This window comes from Sphingomonas asaccharolytica NBRC 15499 (assembly GCF_001598355.1).
In the GTDB taxonomy this organism is placed as follows: Bacteria; Pseudomonadota; Alphaproteobacteria; order Sphingomonadales; family Sphingomonadaceae; genus Sphingomonas; species Sphingomonas asaccharolytica.
In genome coordinates this window covers 15,148-30,888 of the sequence record NZ_BCYU01000025.1, presented here as the reverse complement: position 1 = coordinate 30,888, position 15,741 = coordinate 15,148, and the positions used below count along the sequence as shown (strand labels likewise).

General features: G+C 64.0%; 11 protein-coding genes and 1 tRNA gene. 4 read left to right on the top strand and 8 right to left on the bottom strand.

The features are described 5' to 3' along the window. Window positions 1-171 precede the first annotated feature (171 nt). Entirely contained in the window at window positions 172-441 is a 270-nt protein-coding gene (locus tag SAS01S_RS09025) for a CopG family ribbon-helix-helix protein (RefSeq protein ID WP_066807322.1), read from the top strand. Continuing rightward, window positions 438-731, top strand: coding sequence for a type II toxin-antitoxin system RelE/ParE family toxin (locus SAS01S_RS09020; protein WP_066807320.1), 294 nt, complete (start codon window positions 438-440; stop codon window positions 729-731). The genes SAS01S_RS09025 and SAS01S_RS09020 overlap by 4 nt, the downstream gene beginning before the upstream one ends. A 27-nt stretch (window positions 732-758) precedes the next feature. On the opposite strand, the gene SAS01S_RS09015 is transcribed toward SAS01S_RS09020, so the two are convergent. Then, a complete protein-coding gene (locus SAS01S_RS09015) occupies window positions 759-1,409 on the bottom strand; it encodes a glutathione S-transferase family protein (protein ID WP_218016275.1) in 651 nt (216 codons plus the stop codon). A gap of 171 nt (window positions 1,410-1,580) precedes the next feature. Beyond that, window positions 1,581-1,657: transfer RNA gene (locus tag SAS01S_RS09010), tRNA-Arg, on the bottom strand. 82 nt (window positions 1,658-1,739) lie between these two features. On the opposite strand from SAS01S_RS09010, the gene SAS01S_RS09005 reads away from it, so the two are divergent. Continuing rightward, entirely contained in the window at window positions 1,740-2,234 is a 495-nt protein-coding gene (locus tag SAS01S_RS09005; RefSeq protein ID WP_066807318.1) for a hypothetical protein, read from the top strand. A 52-nt stretch (window positions 2,235-2,286) separates the two neighbouring features. Here SAS01S_RS09005 and SAS01S_RS09000 read toward each other — a convergent pair whose 3' ends face one another. Beyond that, window positions 2,287-6,789 carry a hypothetical protein gene (locus SAS01S_RS09000; protein ID WP_066807316.1) on the bottom strand — a complete coding sequence of 1,501 codons (4,503 nt, stop codon included), beginning with the start codon at window positions 6,787-6,789 and terminating at the stop codon, window positions 2,287-2,289. Window positions 6,790-6,930: 141 nt separating this feature from the next. On the opposite strand from SAS01S_RS09000, the gene SAS01S_RS08995 reads away from it, so the two are divergent. Next, window positions 6,931-8,991 (top strand): acyltransferase family protein, encoded by a 2,061-nt coding sequence (locus SAS01S_RS08995; protein WP_066807314.1) that lies wholly within the window; start codon window positions 6,931-6,933, stop codon window positions 8,989-8,991. Here the strand turns inward: SAS01S_RS08995 and SAS01S_RS08990 are convergent. From SAS01S_RS08990 to SAS01S_RS08970, 5 genes are all read right to left on the bottom strand, one after another. Further along, the gene (locus SAS01S_RS08990; RefSeq protein WP_066807313.1) at window positions 8,934-9,512 is read right to left on the bottom strand and encodes a GNAT family N-acetyltransferase; all 579 of its coding nucleotides are present in this window, start codon (window positions 9,510-9,512) and stop codon (window positions 8,934-8,936) included. The genes SAS01S_RS08995 and SAS01S_RS08990 overlap by 58 nt on opposite strands. Next, complete coding sequence (locus SAS01S_RS08985) at window positions 9,509-10,048, bottom strand: GNAT family N-acetyltransferase (RefSeq protein WP_066807311.1); 540 nt, start codon at window positions 10,046-10,048, stop codon at window positions 9,509-9,511. The genes SAS01S_RS08990 and SAS01S_RS08985 overlap by 4 nt, the downstream gene beginning before the upstream one ends. A 10-nt stretch (window positions 10,049-10,058) precedes the next feature. Further along, the gene (gene hemB / locus SAS01S_RS08980; protein WP_066807309.1) at window positions 10,059-11,048 is read right to left on the bottom strand and encodes a porphobilinogen synthase; all 990 of its coding nucleotides are present in this window, start codon (window positions 11,046-11,048) and stop codon (window positions 10,059-10,061) included. 53 nt (window positions 11,049-11,101) lie between these two features. Continuing rightward, window positions 11,102-12,574 (bottom strand): MATE family efflux transporter, encoded by a 1,473-nt coding sequence (locus SAS01S_RS08975; RefSeq protein ID WP_066807307.1) that lies wholly within the window; start codon window positions 12,572-12,574, stop codon window positions 11,102-11,104. A gap of 285 nt (window positions 12,575-12,859) precedes the next feature. After that, window positions 12,860-15,727, bottom strand: a complete 2,868-nt coding sequence (locus tag SAS01S_RS08970) for a valine--tRNA ligase (protein ID WP_066807305.1) — start codon at window positions 15,725-15,727, stop codon at window positions 12,860-12,862. Window positions 15,728-15,741 lie beyond the last annotated feature (14 nt).

Here is a 15,741-nt window from a genome sequence, read left to right as displayed (position 1 = left end):
ATGGGGCGTGCCGATGGCGCGCCCCGCTTCGACTGGCCGCGGGGCATCTGCCCGCGACAGTCAGGCTCCCGTCTTTGCGCTATCGCCCCTCACCAGCGCCGGACCGGTGCGGGACCTTGTTTAGCATACCAGTTTCGATTAAATTTTAATCAAGCTGATAGAGAGTGATTAATGGCCGCCGAGACGAAAGTGATAACCGCGCATGTTCCGCTGGGGCTCGCGGAAAAGGTCGAAGCCATGGCCTCGCGGCTCGAACGCTCACGCGGCTGGGTGATGAAACAAGCGCTGGCGGCCTGGGTCGATCAGGAAGAGGAGCGTCATCGTATGACGCTGGAAGCTCTGCAGGATGTCGATTCCGGCCGGGTGATCGACCATCAGGCGATCCAGGCATGGGCCGATAGCCTCGGAACGGACAAGCCGCTGCCCACCCCGAGCAAATGAAAATTCGATGGACCGGCAAGGCGTCCTCCGACCTTGTCCGCCTGTACCAGCATCTGCGCCCAGTCGCGCCCGAGGCGGCGGCGCGCGTCGTCCAGCAGCTTGCCCATGCGCTGGATCGGTTGCTCGACTATCCCAGGATCGGCGAAAAGCTGGACGCTTATGATCCGCGCGAGGTCCGCCGGGTCATCGTCGGCAATTACGAAATGCGCTATGAGATCGCGGCCGGGACCATCTTCATCCTGCGCCTCTGGCATTGCCGCGAAAACCGCAGTTTCGAGTCCGAGGAATAACGCGATGAGTCGGGCTTCGCTCAAGCGCTATCGCGGAGGTGCTATTGGCGGCAGGTCCGGAGCATCCAGGCCTTTGAACGGCTCCCGCCATGCGTCGATGTTCTCCAGCCGATCATACCACCGGCAAATCGCCGGATAATCTGCGACGGGCAACCGGGCGATGTCGTTGAACGGCAGAAAGGCGGCCATGCGGAAATCGGCATAAGAAACCGATTCTCCGACAAGCCATTGCCGCGCGTGAAACTCGCTTTCGAGGATGGTCGCGGCAGCGTGGAAACGCGCCAGCCCTTCCGCGACTTTCTCCTCCTCGATGGGTCCGAGAGCGTAACGCTGCTTCGTTCCGCGCTCGAAATGGACGATGTCGCAGGCCCGCATGAAATTGTCTTTTGCCCAGCTTATCCACCGGATCATCTCCGGTTCGTCATCCCCGGTGCGCCAAAAGTCCGACGCGGCATCACGCGACAGCCGGCAGGCGATCGCGTCCGCTTCCCAGAGAACGTGCTCGCCGCTCACGAGGATGGGTAAGGAAAGGTTCGGGTTCAGCGGTCTGAACTTCTCGGATTCACCCGGCGCGAACGGCGACGCATATTCAAAATCGATCGCCGACTTCAGGTAGCGCGCGACCGCGACCGCCAGCCGCGGATTCGGATTTCGACTGAAGAAGAGTTTCATCATCATGGCAGTTCCGGATGCGGATCTACGATGATCGGCATACGGCCGGCCGGTACCGCCGCGATCGTTCCACGACAAGTTCTGGACCACGGCCTGCGCCGCGAGCGGCCCATAACACCAACCGCCGCCCTTGGTGGAGAGGCGGCGGCGTCAGGCTTTCGTGCCCGTGAATGGAAATGGCGCGCCCGGAACGATTCGAACGTCCGACCCTCAGATTCGTAGTCTGATGCTCTATCCAGCTGAGCTACGGGCGCCTGGGAGACGCGGCACATAGAGGGGTGTTTCGGGAAGCGCAAGTGCGTTGCGCCATAGTTTTTCGCCGCCTAGAGCAGCGTCATGTCAAAGCGCATAGCGATACTCCTCACCCTCGGGCTCGTCGGCTGTACCGAAACGCCAGGGGTCTATCCGTCGCTCGCGTTGCGGCCGATCGAATCGCGCTCGGACGCCGAACCGGAGGTCGTGACGCCGGTCGCAGCGCTCGATTCCGAACTCGACAAGAAGATCGCCGCGATCGGCGCCAAGCTGGGCGCGTCGGAGGCGGCCTTTGCCGCCAGTGCCGCCACCGCGGAGAGCGCCGCGCGCAGCCCAGCCGCGCAGGCGGTGGGCAGCAACGAATGGGTGCGCGCCGAATCGGCGCTGGCCGATCTCGATTCGCTCCGCGTCGATACGCTCGGCGCGGTCACCGATCTCGACCAATTGACCAGCGAGCGCGGCGTGGCCGGCGATCCGCCCTATCCGGCGCTGGAGGACGCGCGCGCCAAGGCGCAGGCGCAACTGGAGACTCAACAGACGAAGATCGCCGCGATCAAGGCGATCCTCGGCGAGAAATAAGCCCAACGTACGGAAAATGACGGCGCTCGGTTTCCGAGCGCCGTCATTCAGTTCAGCTGATGGCCGGATTGTTCATCGCATTCAGATACCGGAACCAGCTCTGTCCTGCGTTGGAGCCGAGCGCCAACTGCTCGCTCTTCTTCTGGTTACGCCAGCCGTTGACGGTAGTGAGCGCCGAGTCGAGATCGGTGCCCGTCTGTAACAGTTGGTTCTTCAGAATTGACGGACCGGCCAGTAACTGGTCGGTTGCCTGGCCGTCACGGATATCGGTGACGCCGTCGGCGGTCGAATAGTCCCAACTCGGCGCATTGCCGTTCTGTGACGCGACTGCGGCATACGTTTGCGGCAGACTGGCAACGTTCCCACCCGCTGCGTTGATCGACGCGGTCTTCCACAACACGAACAGGTAGTTGTTGTCGGCCAGATTGGCACGCGGCGCCGAGTTGATACGCCCGACGATCCGCTTTCGATGCTGGGCGATCAGCCAGTCGAGCACCGCCCCGGCTTTGGCAGACGCGCTGCGCAGCGCGGCGTTGAAGCCCAGCTTCTGCCCAATCCCAATCGCGCTCAGCCAATAGCCCGCATAGAAATCATGCTGGCCATAATCATCGTTGATCGGAATGATGATGCCGAACTTGCTCGCACCGGCATAGGCGACCTTGATCGGATCAATCGCACCGTTGGTGAACACGTTAGTCGGCGGATGATCGAAGCCGGGCGTGGCCGTCTTGTGCATATCGCTGAACGCCTCGAAGTCGGCCACCGCGAAGGCCATCACCTCCGCCCGGCTGTAGAGCCGGTCCGAATTCGCCGATGCCGTCTTCCATGCCATCGCGGCATGGAGGAACGACCATGCGCCGTCACGGACCGCCCAACGCTGTGCCGAGGGTTCGTTGATGATGACGTTCAGGTAGAGACGGGTCTGATCCCAGAGCTTGTGCCCGAGGAACGCGAATTCGGGCGTCTTCCAGAGCAGCGATCCCCAATGCGGGAACTGATGTGCGTGCAGCGAATCGATTTCGTTCGTCCCGAAGTAGGGCTTGTCGGCCGCCGATCCGGCATAGGGCACCGTGACGCGCAACGGATTATACTGCGTCGCGAACACATAGGGCTGGCCGCCCTGAATGTAATAGGCCCGCTCCGGTGGCGTCGCGCTGTCGCCCGCACCGTAATAATGATTGCGCAGCGTGATCGTCCGATTGGCGTTGGCGCCCTTGAACAACGGCACGCACCGCCCGCCCTCGAAGCAATGATACGGATCGCTGGCGTAGCTCGAACAATAATCGAGCGCTATCGCGGCGAACGGCGTGCCGTCATGAGGCCGCGTGGCGGTCACGTCGTACATATACTGGGCGACTGGCTCGGCGATGCCGGCGCGATCGTCACGGGCACCGCCCGGGCCCGTCACCGGGCTGCGTCCGGCCTGATTGAACGGCGTGTATTTGAGCCAGGTCGACGCCACAGCCGCGAGCGACACATCGGCGTAGAGCGATGCCTTGTATGGATCCTGCGTGACACCCGCCTGCGGCACGAGCGTGGCATAGTTGGTCGGCTCCCACGGCATCACGCGCGTATTGCCGAACCCGTTGGCCTGCCCGTCGCTCCACAACCGCATATCGCCGCCATTGTTCGAGAAATGCGTGTGCGACGCGTAGGGTACGGTGACGTCGTAGCGCGGCAGACTGGTGTTGATGAACGTCTGGCTCTGCGCGGACGGCGTCGCCGAGCGCCAGATCACCGCTGCTCGGACGGTGCCGTGCGGATACCATTTGTTGGTCGCGTTGGTGATCGCCACCCCATTGCCGTCATAGCTGCCGGCGAAGATCCGCGGAATATCGGTCCCGTTCAGCGGGCCGCCGTCCGGTCGTTCGACCTTACCGAGCAAATTGCCGGACGAATCCTCGATCCGCCATTTGTGCGGCACCATGTAGCTGTTGTTGCCGCTGGGATCGCCGAATGGATTGTTCGGCATCGTGGTGGTCGTCCAGTCGTAACCGAACTGGAAGGTCGCGTAGCCGCCGATGCGTACCGCCTCGCAATAATAAGCGATGCCGCCGATCACCGGCACAGCTCCTTGGGGGAGACACTCGATCCACGGCGACACCGACGCCAGCTGCGCGTCTTCGAACACGCAATTCTGCCGTGCCGGTTTGGTCATGATGAGGGCATTGGGATGGCTGACGGCCGAACCGGTCGACCAGTCCTCAAGCACCGCGCGATACGGCGCTCCCGCCGGCACCGCCATCGGGCCGATCACGACGTCGAGCGCCTGTACCGACCCGCCTGTCGGCTGGTAGGTCACGGTGCGCGCGCTTTGCGGCGCGGTGACTGCCAGCGCATCAACATAGAGGTTTTGCAACTGTATTGCGGTCACGTTGCCCGACGAAACCGGCGAGAAGCTTTCGCTCTGCGACGGAAGGTCGACGGTGATGCCGAGCTTCTGCACCTTCAGCGCACCGCCGCCGGCGGTGTTGCCCGACAGCGCGTTGCTTTCCAGCGGCGCATCAGGAACTACGCGCGGCTTGATCGTCGTCGTCTGCGCCGACCCAACCTGCACGCCGGCGCGCCAGAAGGTGATCGTGCCGCCGGTACCCGATGCATTGTCAACATAGCGGACCGCGACATCCTCCACGGCAGTGTTCGAGAAGACGCTGGCGCTCTCGAACTCTTCGACCGTCCCGTCGCGCTCGATCCGCGCGATGACGTTGTTGGTCGCCCAGTTGCCAAGCAGCACGATACCGCCCTCGCCATATTCATAGACTGCGGCGATCACGTTCTTATCGGTTGGGATGACGCCCTTGAACGACAGGGTGAAAGCCGGCGGCGTCTGGGTCTTGCTCGCGTCGCTGCTGGTCGCGAAGCTCAACCCGAGCGCCGGGGAGGCTAGATAGGTGCCTGCCGACAGATTGAGATTGGTGCCGTCGAAGCTTTTTTCGCTGCCGACGATCTGCACCGATGCGCTGCTCGCACCGCCGGCAGTCTGGGTGGGTGCGAACGGCCCGGTCGCGTTGGTCAGGCTATAGGCCGACCCGACCGAAATAGTCGTCGGCGCGGTCGAACGGACGACCAGCGACAGCCCAGACGGGATCGTCAGCGCATAGCTCGATGCCGGCGAGGTGAGATAGATGCCGAGTGGGAACCGCGTCCCCGGGTCGCCATAGACCACCGGATTGCCGGTTGGTGGCGGGTTGGAACCGAAATTGGTCGTCGTGTCGCCGATCGGCACGCGGTAGGTGGCGGTTGATCCGCCGCCGCTGACCGGGCGCATGCCTAGCGCCGCGAACACGCACGGATAGCGGCTGGGCGACACGCCGAGTAGACGGAACCCCGCCCAGCGACCGGTCGGCGCGCCCGTGACGGTCGCGTTCAGCTTCTTCTGGTTGTTCGGATTGGCGTTGTCAGCGGTGATGGTCAGCGCGTTGAGCACCGACAAAGCCGTGCCGTCGCTGCTGGCGATCGCATCGGCGGTAACACCAGTCCACTGATCGCTCGTCGCGGTCGTGTATCCCAGGCTGGCCTTGGTGTCTGCAACACTCGCCAGCGTGATCGCAGTGCCGACGTCCAGCAGCACGTCGATCGTGTAGGTGCCGGTGCCGCTCGTCGGCAGGCCGGGGATGAAATAGTTGCCGTTCTGGCACGCCGTTACTGCGCTCGAGTCACCGACGGTGAAGGCAGGCGCCGTGGTTCCGCTCGCGAAGACACGCGTGCGCACACCGACGATCGCCGACTGATCGATAAGCGCGCCCGATCCCGACCCGCTGTCGGTCGCGGTGACTCCGAAATAGACCGGCGATGGCAGCGGGGTGAAGCTCGAACCCGATCCGGTGCTCGCCTGAACGCCGAGCGCGCCGAAGACGCACGGATAACGGCTCGGCGAAACGTTGGTAAGGCGAACGCCGACCCAACGCCCCGTCGCCGCGCCCGTAACGGTGGCGTTCAGCTTCTTCTCGTTGAACGGATTACTGCTGTTGGCGGTGATCGCGAGAGCGTCCAGCACCGACACGGCCGTGCCGTCGCTGCTAGCCAGCGTGGTGGCGGAGACGCCGGTCCACTGGTCGCTGGTGGCGGTCGTGTAGCCCAGACTCAAGAGTGTATCGACAACCTTGCCTAGTGTGATCACGCTACCGATGTCGAACAGGATATCGACGGTGACAGTGCCGCTGCCGCCCGTCGGGAAGTTTGGGATGAAGTAGTTGCCGTTCTGGCATGCCGTCACTGCCGTCGAATCGCCAACCGTGAAGGCCGGAGCCGTGGTGCCGGTCGCATAGACGCGCGAGCGGACGCCGACGATCGCGGACTTATCGATCGTGGGGCCATAGCCAGTGCCACCGCTCGCGGTGCGAGTGACGACGAGCGCACCGGCCTGCGCGGGCGTCAGTGCCGCACCGACCGCCAAGGGCGACGCGGTCGCCGACAGGCGTACCGACGCGACCTGTGCCGGGACTTCGGTAACGCTGAAGCCGACGGTACCGGTAGCGCCGCCGGTCGTCAGCGCCAAGTTCTGCTGTGCCGAACCGTCCGGAAAGACAATTTGACTGGGGCCGTTGATTTGCATGGAGTTCTCCTTGGGGATCAGTCCAACGCTCCGCGCTGGAACATAAAGAGAACATCTATAATCCAACCTTGCAATCAAAGTTTGATCGCTAAGCTTATCGGATTTCAGCTTCTTTCAACTTCTATCGCCTAGATCGCTGCGATGGACATGGCGGCCGGGCAAATTGCGAACCGATCGGCTTTGGTCGGCGCGCGCGCCGGCTATCGTCCCGATATCGACGGACTACGCGCGATCGCGGTGACGGCGGTCGTGCTCTTTCACGCCGGTCTCGGCTGGCTGCCCGGCGGGTTCGCCGGCGTCGATATATTCTTCGTCATCTCAGGTTTCCTGATTGGCGGAATCGTCCATCGCGAGATCGCCGACCGACGGTTCAGCTTTGCCGCCTTTTACGCCCGGCGCGCGCGACGCATCCTGCCGGCGCTCATCGCCGTCTCGTTGGTGACGCTCGGATCGGGATTGCTGATCCTGGGCCCGGGCGAACTCGCGCGGTTCGCGATCAGCGCGGTCGCCGCGTTGCTCGGCGTCTCCAATCTCTGGTTCTTCCACACGATCGATTATTTCACGCCAAGCGCGGGGCTCGAACCGTTCCTGATGACCTGGTCGCTCGGCATCGAGGAACAATTCTATCTGCTCCTGCCGCCCTTGTTGCTGGCGCTTCACCGATGGAGCATTCGCAGTGCGTTATGGGCGGTGCTCGCCATTACCTGCCTATCGCTTCTGCTCGGCCTGCTGGCGACGCCGATCGAGCCGGTAGCGTCCTTCTACCTGCTGCCGACACGTGCGTGGGAACTTGGTATCGGCGTCTCGCTGGCGATCGCCCGCCGTGCGGGCCTCCGGCTTCCAACTGCCGTGCAGCAATGGATCGCCGTCGCCGGGCTGATGACGATCGCCGCGTCCTTGCGGCTGTTCGACGAACAGATGCGCTTTCCTGGTTATGCCGCGCTACTGCCCACCATCGGTACCGCGATGATGATCGCGGCACCCGAAAGCGGTATCAACCGCCACCTGCTCGGCAGCCGCCCGCTGGTCGCGATCGGGCTCATCTCCTATTCCTGGTACCTCTGGCACTGGCCGCCGCTCGCCTTCCTTCGCATCGCCGCCGCCGGCCCAGTGCCGCCGCTGCTGCTCGCGGCGACGGCGATCGGGTCGATCGTTCCTGCCTATTGCTGCTGGCGTTGGGTCGAACTCCCTTGGCGTCAACCCAGGCAGAACCGCACCAACCCGGCGACCCTGCGGTGCTACGGCGTTGCGCTTGCGCTGTGTCTGGCGTTGTTCGGTGGCATTGCCGTATCCGGCGGCATTCCCGATCGGGCCGGCGCATCGTCGCGACGCATCGAGAGCATTCTCTCCAACAGCCGAAGCCTCTGCCTGACCGGCTATGGCGTCGACCGTCCGAACGCGACCCAATTCTGCGCGCCGCCCGGTAGCGGCCCGCTCGTCGCGTTACTGGGCGACAGCCATGCATCGGCGCTCGGCGAAGCGTTGCGCGAGAATGCCCGTGCGCACGGTTATGGGCTGATACAGATGACGGCGGGGTCCTGCCCACCGTTGCTCGGCGCGACGCTCAGGCTGCGCGAGCATCCCGGCGCATCGCGCGCTTGCGCCGACTTCAACATCGCGGCGATCGAAAAAGCAGCGCGGGATCCGCGCATCAAGATCGTCGTTCTGACTGCATTCTGGCAGTCGCCCTTCAGTGCCCATGCCATCGCGATCGGCGATGGCGTGATACCCGCCGACGGCGCGAGCGCGGATAGCTCGAGCGAGATCGAACTGCGTGCGGCGCTCGGCCGAACGCTGACTCGCCTCCGTGACGCCGGCAAGAAGGTCGTCCTGCTCGGGGATGTGCCGTGGTTGCAATTCGATCCGGCGCGCCATGTCTGGGCGCAGGCGCTGCCGTTGCGTGGGGCCCTGGAGCGTTATGCGGCGCCGGGGCTGAGCGAGATGGCGGGTTCAGTCGACGATCGCTTCTTCGAACCGTTAGCCGATCGCGGCAGCGTGATCGTCGCGGATAGCGCCCGCGCCGTCCCCGGCACGCGTTTCGTGCCACTGCGCGACCTGTTGTGCCCCAACGACCGGTGCCGAACCGATGACGGAGAGGTCCCGTTTTTCATCGACCAGCAACATCTTTCCCGATCGGGCGCGGATTATGTGGTCAGGCGCCTCGACGACGCGCTTTGGGACTGGGGCCGGACCATCCGGTAGACGATATGCGGCCTCAACGGATCGCCCACGAGCACCGCCGGGTGATCGAAGTCGCTATCATGATCGCGCACCATACCGAGCCGTTCCATCAAGCCCCAGCTGCGCTCGTTGCCGACGACGGTCATCGCCAAGATCTCGGGCGCATCGGTGTTCGCCCAACCCCAGGCGATCGCCGCCTCGGCCGCTTCGCGCGCATAGCCCTGACCCCAGGCGTCACGCGCCAAGCGCCAGCCGATCTCGACCTGATTGGCGAGCGGCGTGCCCTCCGGGCCGGGCTTGAGACCGCAAAAGCCCAGGAAAGCGCCATCAGCCTTTCGCTCGACTGCCCAGAAGCAATAGCCATGGCTGGCGATGAACCCGTTCTGGCGTTCTCCAGCGGCCGCGGCATCCTCGCGGCTCAGCGGCGGCCCGAGGTAGCGCATGACCTCCGGATCGTTGCACATGGCATGAAACGGCGCGACGTCGCTGTCGCGCCAGCCGCGCAGGATTAGTCGTTCCGTCTCGACTACGGTCGCGCTCATCGCGGGCGATCGATCGCGTAAACGATCATGTCGCCGATCACGTCGTCATTATCGAGATAACGTGGATGCCGGAAATCGAGTTCGGGGCGGCGCGTCATACCGATCCGGATCATCAGCCCCCAGGACGGCGCATTATCGGGATTGGTCCACGCCGCGATCGTCTCGGCCGGTGTGTTCGCCCAGCCCCAGTCGCGACTGGCCTCGGCCGCTTCCCGCGCAATCCCCTGCCCCCAATGCTTTTCGGCGATGCGCCAGCCGAGCTCGTACATACCGTCGACCGGCGTATCGGCATGCCCGCCCAGCCTGAGCCCGCAAATCCCCGCAAGCGCACCGTCCGCCTTGGTCTCGACGGCCCACATGCAATGACCATGGGCCTCCTGCTTCGCCATCTGCGCATCGATCAGCGGATCGATCTCCTCGCGCGGCACGACTCCGCCGAAATGCTTCATCATCGCGGGCGTGTTGATGATCGCGTTGAACGCGGGTTTGTCGTCCTCGCGCCACGGGCGAAGGATCAGGCGGGGGGTTTCGATCATCAAGCCTCGCTTATTTCGCCAGCAGCTTTGCCGCATGCAGCGCATGATAGGTGAGCACGCCCGAGCATCCGGCGCGCTTGAACGCCATCAGCGTCTCCAGCACCACCGCGTCGCGCTCGGCCGCACCGACCGCGATCGCCGCCTCCAACATCGCATATTCGCCTGACACTTGGTACGCGAATACAGGTACTTCGAATCGGTCTTTCACACGCAGGATGATGTCGAGATAGGGCAAGCCCGGCTTGACCATCACGCTGTCGGCGCCCTCGGCAAGGTCGAGCCCGACCTCGCGCAACGCTTCCTCGGCATTGGCCGGGTCCATCTGATAGGTCTTCTTGTCGCCCTTGAGCAGCCCGCGCGAGCCGACCGCGTCGCGGAACGGGCCATAGAAGCCGCTGGCATATTTGGCGGCATAAGACATGATCTGGACGTTGACATGGCCGCCCGCCTCCAGCGCCTCGCGGATCAGGCCGACGCGGCCATCCATCATGTCCGACGGCGCGATGATGTCGGCACCAGCGGCCGCCTGGTTGAGCGCCTGACCGACCAGCACGTCCGCCGTGGCGTCGTTGAGGACGTAGCCGCTATCGTCGAGCAAGCCGTCATGGCCGTGGCTGGTATAGGGATCGAGCGCGACATCGGTCAGCACTCCGATATCAGGCACGGCATCCTTGAGCGCGCGGATCGCGCGGCACATCAGATTGTCGGGATTGAGCGCTTCCTTGCCGTCGTCGGTACGACGGTCGGGCTGCGTGTTGGGAAACAGCGCGATGCAGGGAATGCCGAGGTCACGCGCTTCCTTCGCCCGCGCGACGATGCCGTCGACCGACCAGCGCGACACGCCGGGCAGGCTGGCGATCGGCTCGTCGATGCCCTGTCCTTCGGCGATGAACAGCGGCCAGATCAGATCGGCCGCGGTCAGGACGGTTTCGGCATGCATCCGCCGGCTCCACGCCGAAGCGCGAGGGCGGCGGAGTCGGGTCGCTGGATAATGGCTCATGGCGGCGCATTTGAGCCCCCACACCGCTGCGCGCAAGAGGGCGGAGCGACAACCTAGCCCGTCGGATGCAACCGCCCGGCCGGCTCGCCGCTAGCGTGCGCCTGTTCCTCGCCCTCGGGCTCGGGTGGGACGATGAGGACCTGCTCGCGCCAACGCCCATTGCGATAATACCAGGCCGCCAGCACCAGGGAGACGAGCGAACCGAGCGGAAACGCGTACCAGAGCGCATCGGGACCGATCAATCGCTGGCCGAAGATCGCGAAGCCAAGGCGGACCGGGTAGAAAGCGACTGCCAGGATCACCAGCGGCGGGATCGTTGAACCGTTGGCGCGCACGGTCGAGAACAGCACCATCGTCGCTCCGAACATCACGAAGGTCCAGCTCGAGATCAGTTGGATATGCCGCGCGATCGGAATCGCCGGGCTGTCGCTGCCGACGAACAGGGTCATCACCTGGCGGTCAAACAGGATGATCGCGGCGATCACGACGAGCGTGATGATCGTGTTGTAGACGATGCCCGACCGCGTGATCGCATTGACGCGGTCCCATTTGCCGGCGCCGATATTCTGCGCCGCCATCGAGCTGACCGCGACACCGATCGCCATCGCGGGCATCTGGATATAGGTCCACAGCTGTTGCGACACCGCATAAGCGGCAGCGGTTTCCACGCCGTGGCGATTGACCAGGCCGATCATCGTGAGACCGGCGGTCGACATGACCAGCATCTGCGCGCCCATCGGCAGACCCTTGGCGAGGATCGTCTTCACCAGCGCCTTTTCGGGGATCAGATAGCGCAATTCATGCCCGCGCAAGCGGATCGGCAGGTCGCGCCAATAGACATAGATGAGCATGCCCGCCGACGACACGATCCCCGCGAGTAACGTCGCGGTCGCCGACCCGGCGATGCCCATCTTGGGGAATGGGCCGATGCCGTCGATCAACAGCGGGTTGAAGCTACTGTCGATCGCGACGCTCAACCCCATGAACCACAGCGGCGTGACCGAATCGCCAGTGCCGCGCAGGCTCATCGAGATGAGCACGCCGAGCATCGAGAAAGGCAGGCCGAGAAAAATCACGCGCAGATAGTCGCGCGCCATATTCTGCGCCTCGCCCGGCGTCGCCAGCAGCCGCAATATCTGCGGCGCGAACAGCCAACCGAGGATCGAGATCGCCACCGCGCCGCCGATCACCAACCCGACGGCCGAGCCGAACGCGCGTCGCGCACCTTCGATATCGTAGCGACCGACCGACTGGCCGATCAGGATCGTCGCCGCCATGCCGAAGCCGAACACGGCGGAGAACATCAGGAACATGATGATATTGGCGTTGGACGTCGCCGCGAGGGCGCTTTCGCCCAGGAAGCGCCCGACCCAGATCGAATTGATCGAGCCGTTGAGCGACTGGAGGATGTTCGACGCCAGCGTCGGCAGCGCGAAGGCGAGCAAGGTCGAGCCGATCGGCCCGACGGTCAGGTCGCGTCGGCCTCCCGGCCCCCGTTGCTGAGGCTGTTGCGGCGGCTGCGCCACGGTGGATTGCCTTTCTTCGGCCCGGACGGCCGGATTTCTGATCGTTTCGCTGTCGTGCGTTCCGATACGGAATGCTCGCGGCTTCGCCTAGCCCAAGGCGCAACATAATCCGTTCGAAGCGGAGATGTTCCTTGGCGTTATTGGTCGGTGGGTGGCATTCGCCCGAAGTTGGCAGTCACTTTCGTCATGCCGGGCTTGTCCCGGCATCCACCGTGCCACTACCGCTGCCTTCGCAAGAGGAGGAGTGGACCCCGGCACAAGGCCGGGGTGACGTTGTCGGTGTGGCTAACCCAGCCGCGCCAGCGCCGCGGTCAGGCGTTCGGCCTCAGCGGACTTTTCAGCATGATCCGCTCGCGCCTTCTCGACCGCCTCAGGCTTCGCGCGTTCGACAAAGCTCGGGTTGTTGAGCCGACCGGCCAGACTGTCGCGCTCCTTCGATGCCGCTTCGATCGCCTTGGTTAGGCGCGTACGCTCGGCGTCGAAATCGATCACGCCTTCGAGCGGCAGGACGAAGGTCGCCTCGTCAAGTATGACCTGCGCCGCGCCGCCGGCGACATCACCCTCGGCACGATCGATGCGGGCCAGCCGTGCAATGGCGGGCGCCAGCCGGTCGAACCGCGCCAGCGTTTCCGCCGACGCATCGCGCAGGTGCACCGGCAAGCGCGCACCCGGCGGCACGTTGAGTTCGGTGCGGCTCGACCGCACTTCGCTAACCAGCCGGATCAACCAGTCGATCTCCCTGCCCGCTTCGGGGTCGATCGCCCGTGCATCGGCGATCGGCCATTTGGCGACGATCAGGTCATAATTGCGCGCGCCAAGCTTCGACCAAAGCTCTTCGGTGACGAAGGGCATGAACGGATGGAGCATGACCAGGATCTGATCGAGCACCCAACCGGCGACTGCCTTGCTTTCCTCATCGATCGCGCCGCGCTCGTCCCCGCTCATGACGGGCTTGATCAGTTCGAGATACCAGTCGCAGAACCGGCTCCAGGCGAATTGATAGATCGCGTTGGCGGCACCGTCGAAACGGTAATCGGCGAGCGCGAGATCGACTGCCTGCACCGTCTGGATCGTCTCGCCGATGATCCATTTGTTGACCGCCAGCGTCGCCACGGGCGCCTCAAGCGTCTTCGACGCGCCGATCCCGTTCGACTGGCAGAAGCGCGCGGCGTTCCACAGCTTGGTCGCGAAGTTGCGGTAACCCTCGACCCGCTTCTCATCCATCTTGATGTCGCGGCCCTGGCTCTCCATCGCCGCCATGAAAAAGCGCAGCGCGTCGGCGCCATATTGGTCGATCAGCCCGAGCGGGTTGACGACATTGCCCTTCGACTTGGACATCTTCTGCCCGTCGGCCGCGCGGACCAGGCCGTGCAGATAGAGCGTGCGGAACGGCACGTCCTTCATGAAGTGCATCCCCTGCATCATCATCCGCGCGTCCCAGAAGAACAGGATGTCGAAGCCGGAAATCAGCACGTCATTGGGATAGCGGCCGTGGAGCTTGGGATCGGTATCGTCGGGCCAGCCCATCGTCGCGAACGGCCAAAGCGCAGAGGAGAACCAGGTGTCGAGAACGTCGCTGTCATGCCAAATCGGCAGCTGTTTCGACAGATCGAGTTTATCATCTAGTATCAGGCTGAACGCTTCGTCACGACTTTCGACAGCGACAATTTCGCGTTCGCCAACAAACTCTCGATAACGATCGGCTGCCAATTCGCGCGCTTCATCCGCGGTTTGGGCAACGAAGACTGATTCACGATCGGTGAGGCCCGAAGTATTAAGCCCACCCTCCTCGGGCAGACCGGCGGCGATGACATACTCGCCAGTCACCGGCTTTTCGTAAATTCCAAAGCCGAACCAAGCCGGAATCCGATGTCCCCACCACAGCTGCCGGCTGACGCACCACGGTTGGATATTCTCCATCCAGTTGAAGAAGGTCTTTTCCCAACTTTTCGGCACGATCTTGATCGCGCCCGACTGCACCGCCTCGATCGGCGCCTTCGCCAGCGTCTCGGCATCGACATACCATTGGTCGGTCAGCCACGGCTCGATCACATCGCCCGAGCGGTCGCCATAAGGCGTCTGGATCGTGCGCGGTTCGGCGTCATGCTCGACGCCGTCCTTGTCGACATGCGGGACCAGGAAGCCGCCTTCCTTCAGCCGCTCGACCACCAGCTTGCGCGCCCAGAAGCGGTCGATGCCGAGCAGATCCTCAGGGATCAGCCCGTCGGCGGTCTGCGTCACCTGGGCCTTGGCATCGAGCATGTTGAGCATCTCGCCCGCCTTGAACCCGGCGCGCTTGCCCACTTCGAAATCGTTGAAGTCATGCCCCGGCGTGATCTTCACAGCGCCGGTACCGAGCGTCGGATCGGCATGTTCGTCGGCAATGACCGGGATCAGGCGCCCGGTGATCGGCAGCTTTACCTGTTTGCCGATCATCGCCTTGTAGCGCTCGTCCTCCGGATGCACCGCGACCGCCATGTCGGCGAGCATGGTTTCGGGCCGCGTCGTCGCCACCGTGATCGAACCCGATCCGTCGGCCAGCGGGTAGCGGATTTGCCAGAAGCTGCCCTTGACCTCCTTGGTCTCGACCTCGAGGTCGCTGATCGCCGTGCCGAGACCCGGGTCCCAGTTCACCAGCCGCTTGTCGCGATAGATCAGGCCCTGATTGTAGAGGTCGACGAACACTTTCAGGACGGCCTTGGAAAAGCCCTCGTCCATCGTGAAGCGCTCGTTGGCCCAGTCCATCGAGCAACCCAGGCGGCGAAGCTGCTGGGTGATCTCGCCGCCGCTCTCGGCCTTCCAGTCCCAGACCTTGGCGACGAATTCCTCGCGGGTGAAATCGGTGCGTTTCTGCTGGCGCTCGGCCATCTGGCGCTCGACCACCATCTGCGTCGCGATGCCGGCATGGTCGGTGCCGACCACCCACAAGGCATCCTTGCCCTTGAGCCGGGCATGGCGGACCAGCACGTCCTGCAGCGTGTTATCGAGCGCATGGCCGATATGGAGCGAGCCCGTGACGTTGGGCGGCGGGTTGACGATCGTCCAGGGTTCGGCGCCAGGGCGGTCAGGGCGGAACTGGCCGCTCGTCTCCCAATGCGCATACCAGCGCGTTTCGATCTCGGCGGGGTCAAAGGTCTTGGGCAGCTCGGTCATGCGCTGCCTTTACC

Bases quoted from the DNA above. Each gene is read 5' to 3' on its own strand.
- SAS01S_RS09005 (WP_066807318.1), top strand. From the start codon at position 1,740: ATGTCAAAGCGCATAGCGATACTCCTCACCCTCGGGCTCGTCGGCTGT.
- SAS01S_RS09025 (WP_066807322.1), top strand. From the start codon at position 172: ATGGCCGCCGAGACGAAAGTGATAACCGCGCATGTTCCGCTGGGGCTC.
- SAS01S_RS08995 (WP_066807314.1), top strand. From the start codon at position 6,931: ATGGACATGGCGGCCGGGCAAATTGCGAACCGATCGGCTTTGGTCGGC.
- SAS01S_RS09000 (WP_066807316.1), bottom strand. From the start codon at position 6,789: ATGCAAATCAACGGCCCCAGTCAAATTGTCTTTCCGGACGGTTCGGCA.
- hemB (WP_066807309.1), bottom strand. From the start codon at position 11,048: ATGAGCCATTATCCAGCGACCCGACTCCGCCGCCCTCGCGCTTCGGCG.
- SAS01S_RS08990 (WP_066807313.1), bottom strand. From the start codon at position 9,512: ATGAGCGCGACCGTAGTCGAGACGGAACGACTAATCCTGCGCGGCTGG.
- SAS01S_RS09020 (WP_066807320.1), top strand. From the start codon at position 438: ATGAAAATTCGATGGACCGGCAAGGCGTCCTCCGACCTTGTCCGCCTG.
- SAS01S_RS08970 (WP_066807305.1), bottom strand. From the start codon at position 15,727: ATGACCGAGCTGCCCAAGACCTTTGACCCCGCCGAGATCGAAACGCGC.
- SAS01S_RS08985 (WP_066807311.1), bottom strand. From the start codon at position 10,048: ATGATCGAAACCCCCCGCCTGATCCTTCGCCCGTGGCGCGAGGACGAC.
- SAS01S_RS09015 (WP_218016275.1), bottom strand. From the start codon at position 1,409: ATGATGATGAAACTCTTCTTCAGTCGAAATCCGAATCCGCGGCTGGCG.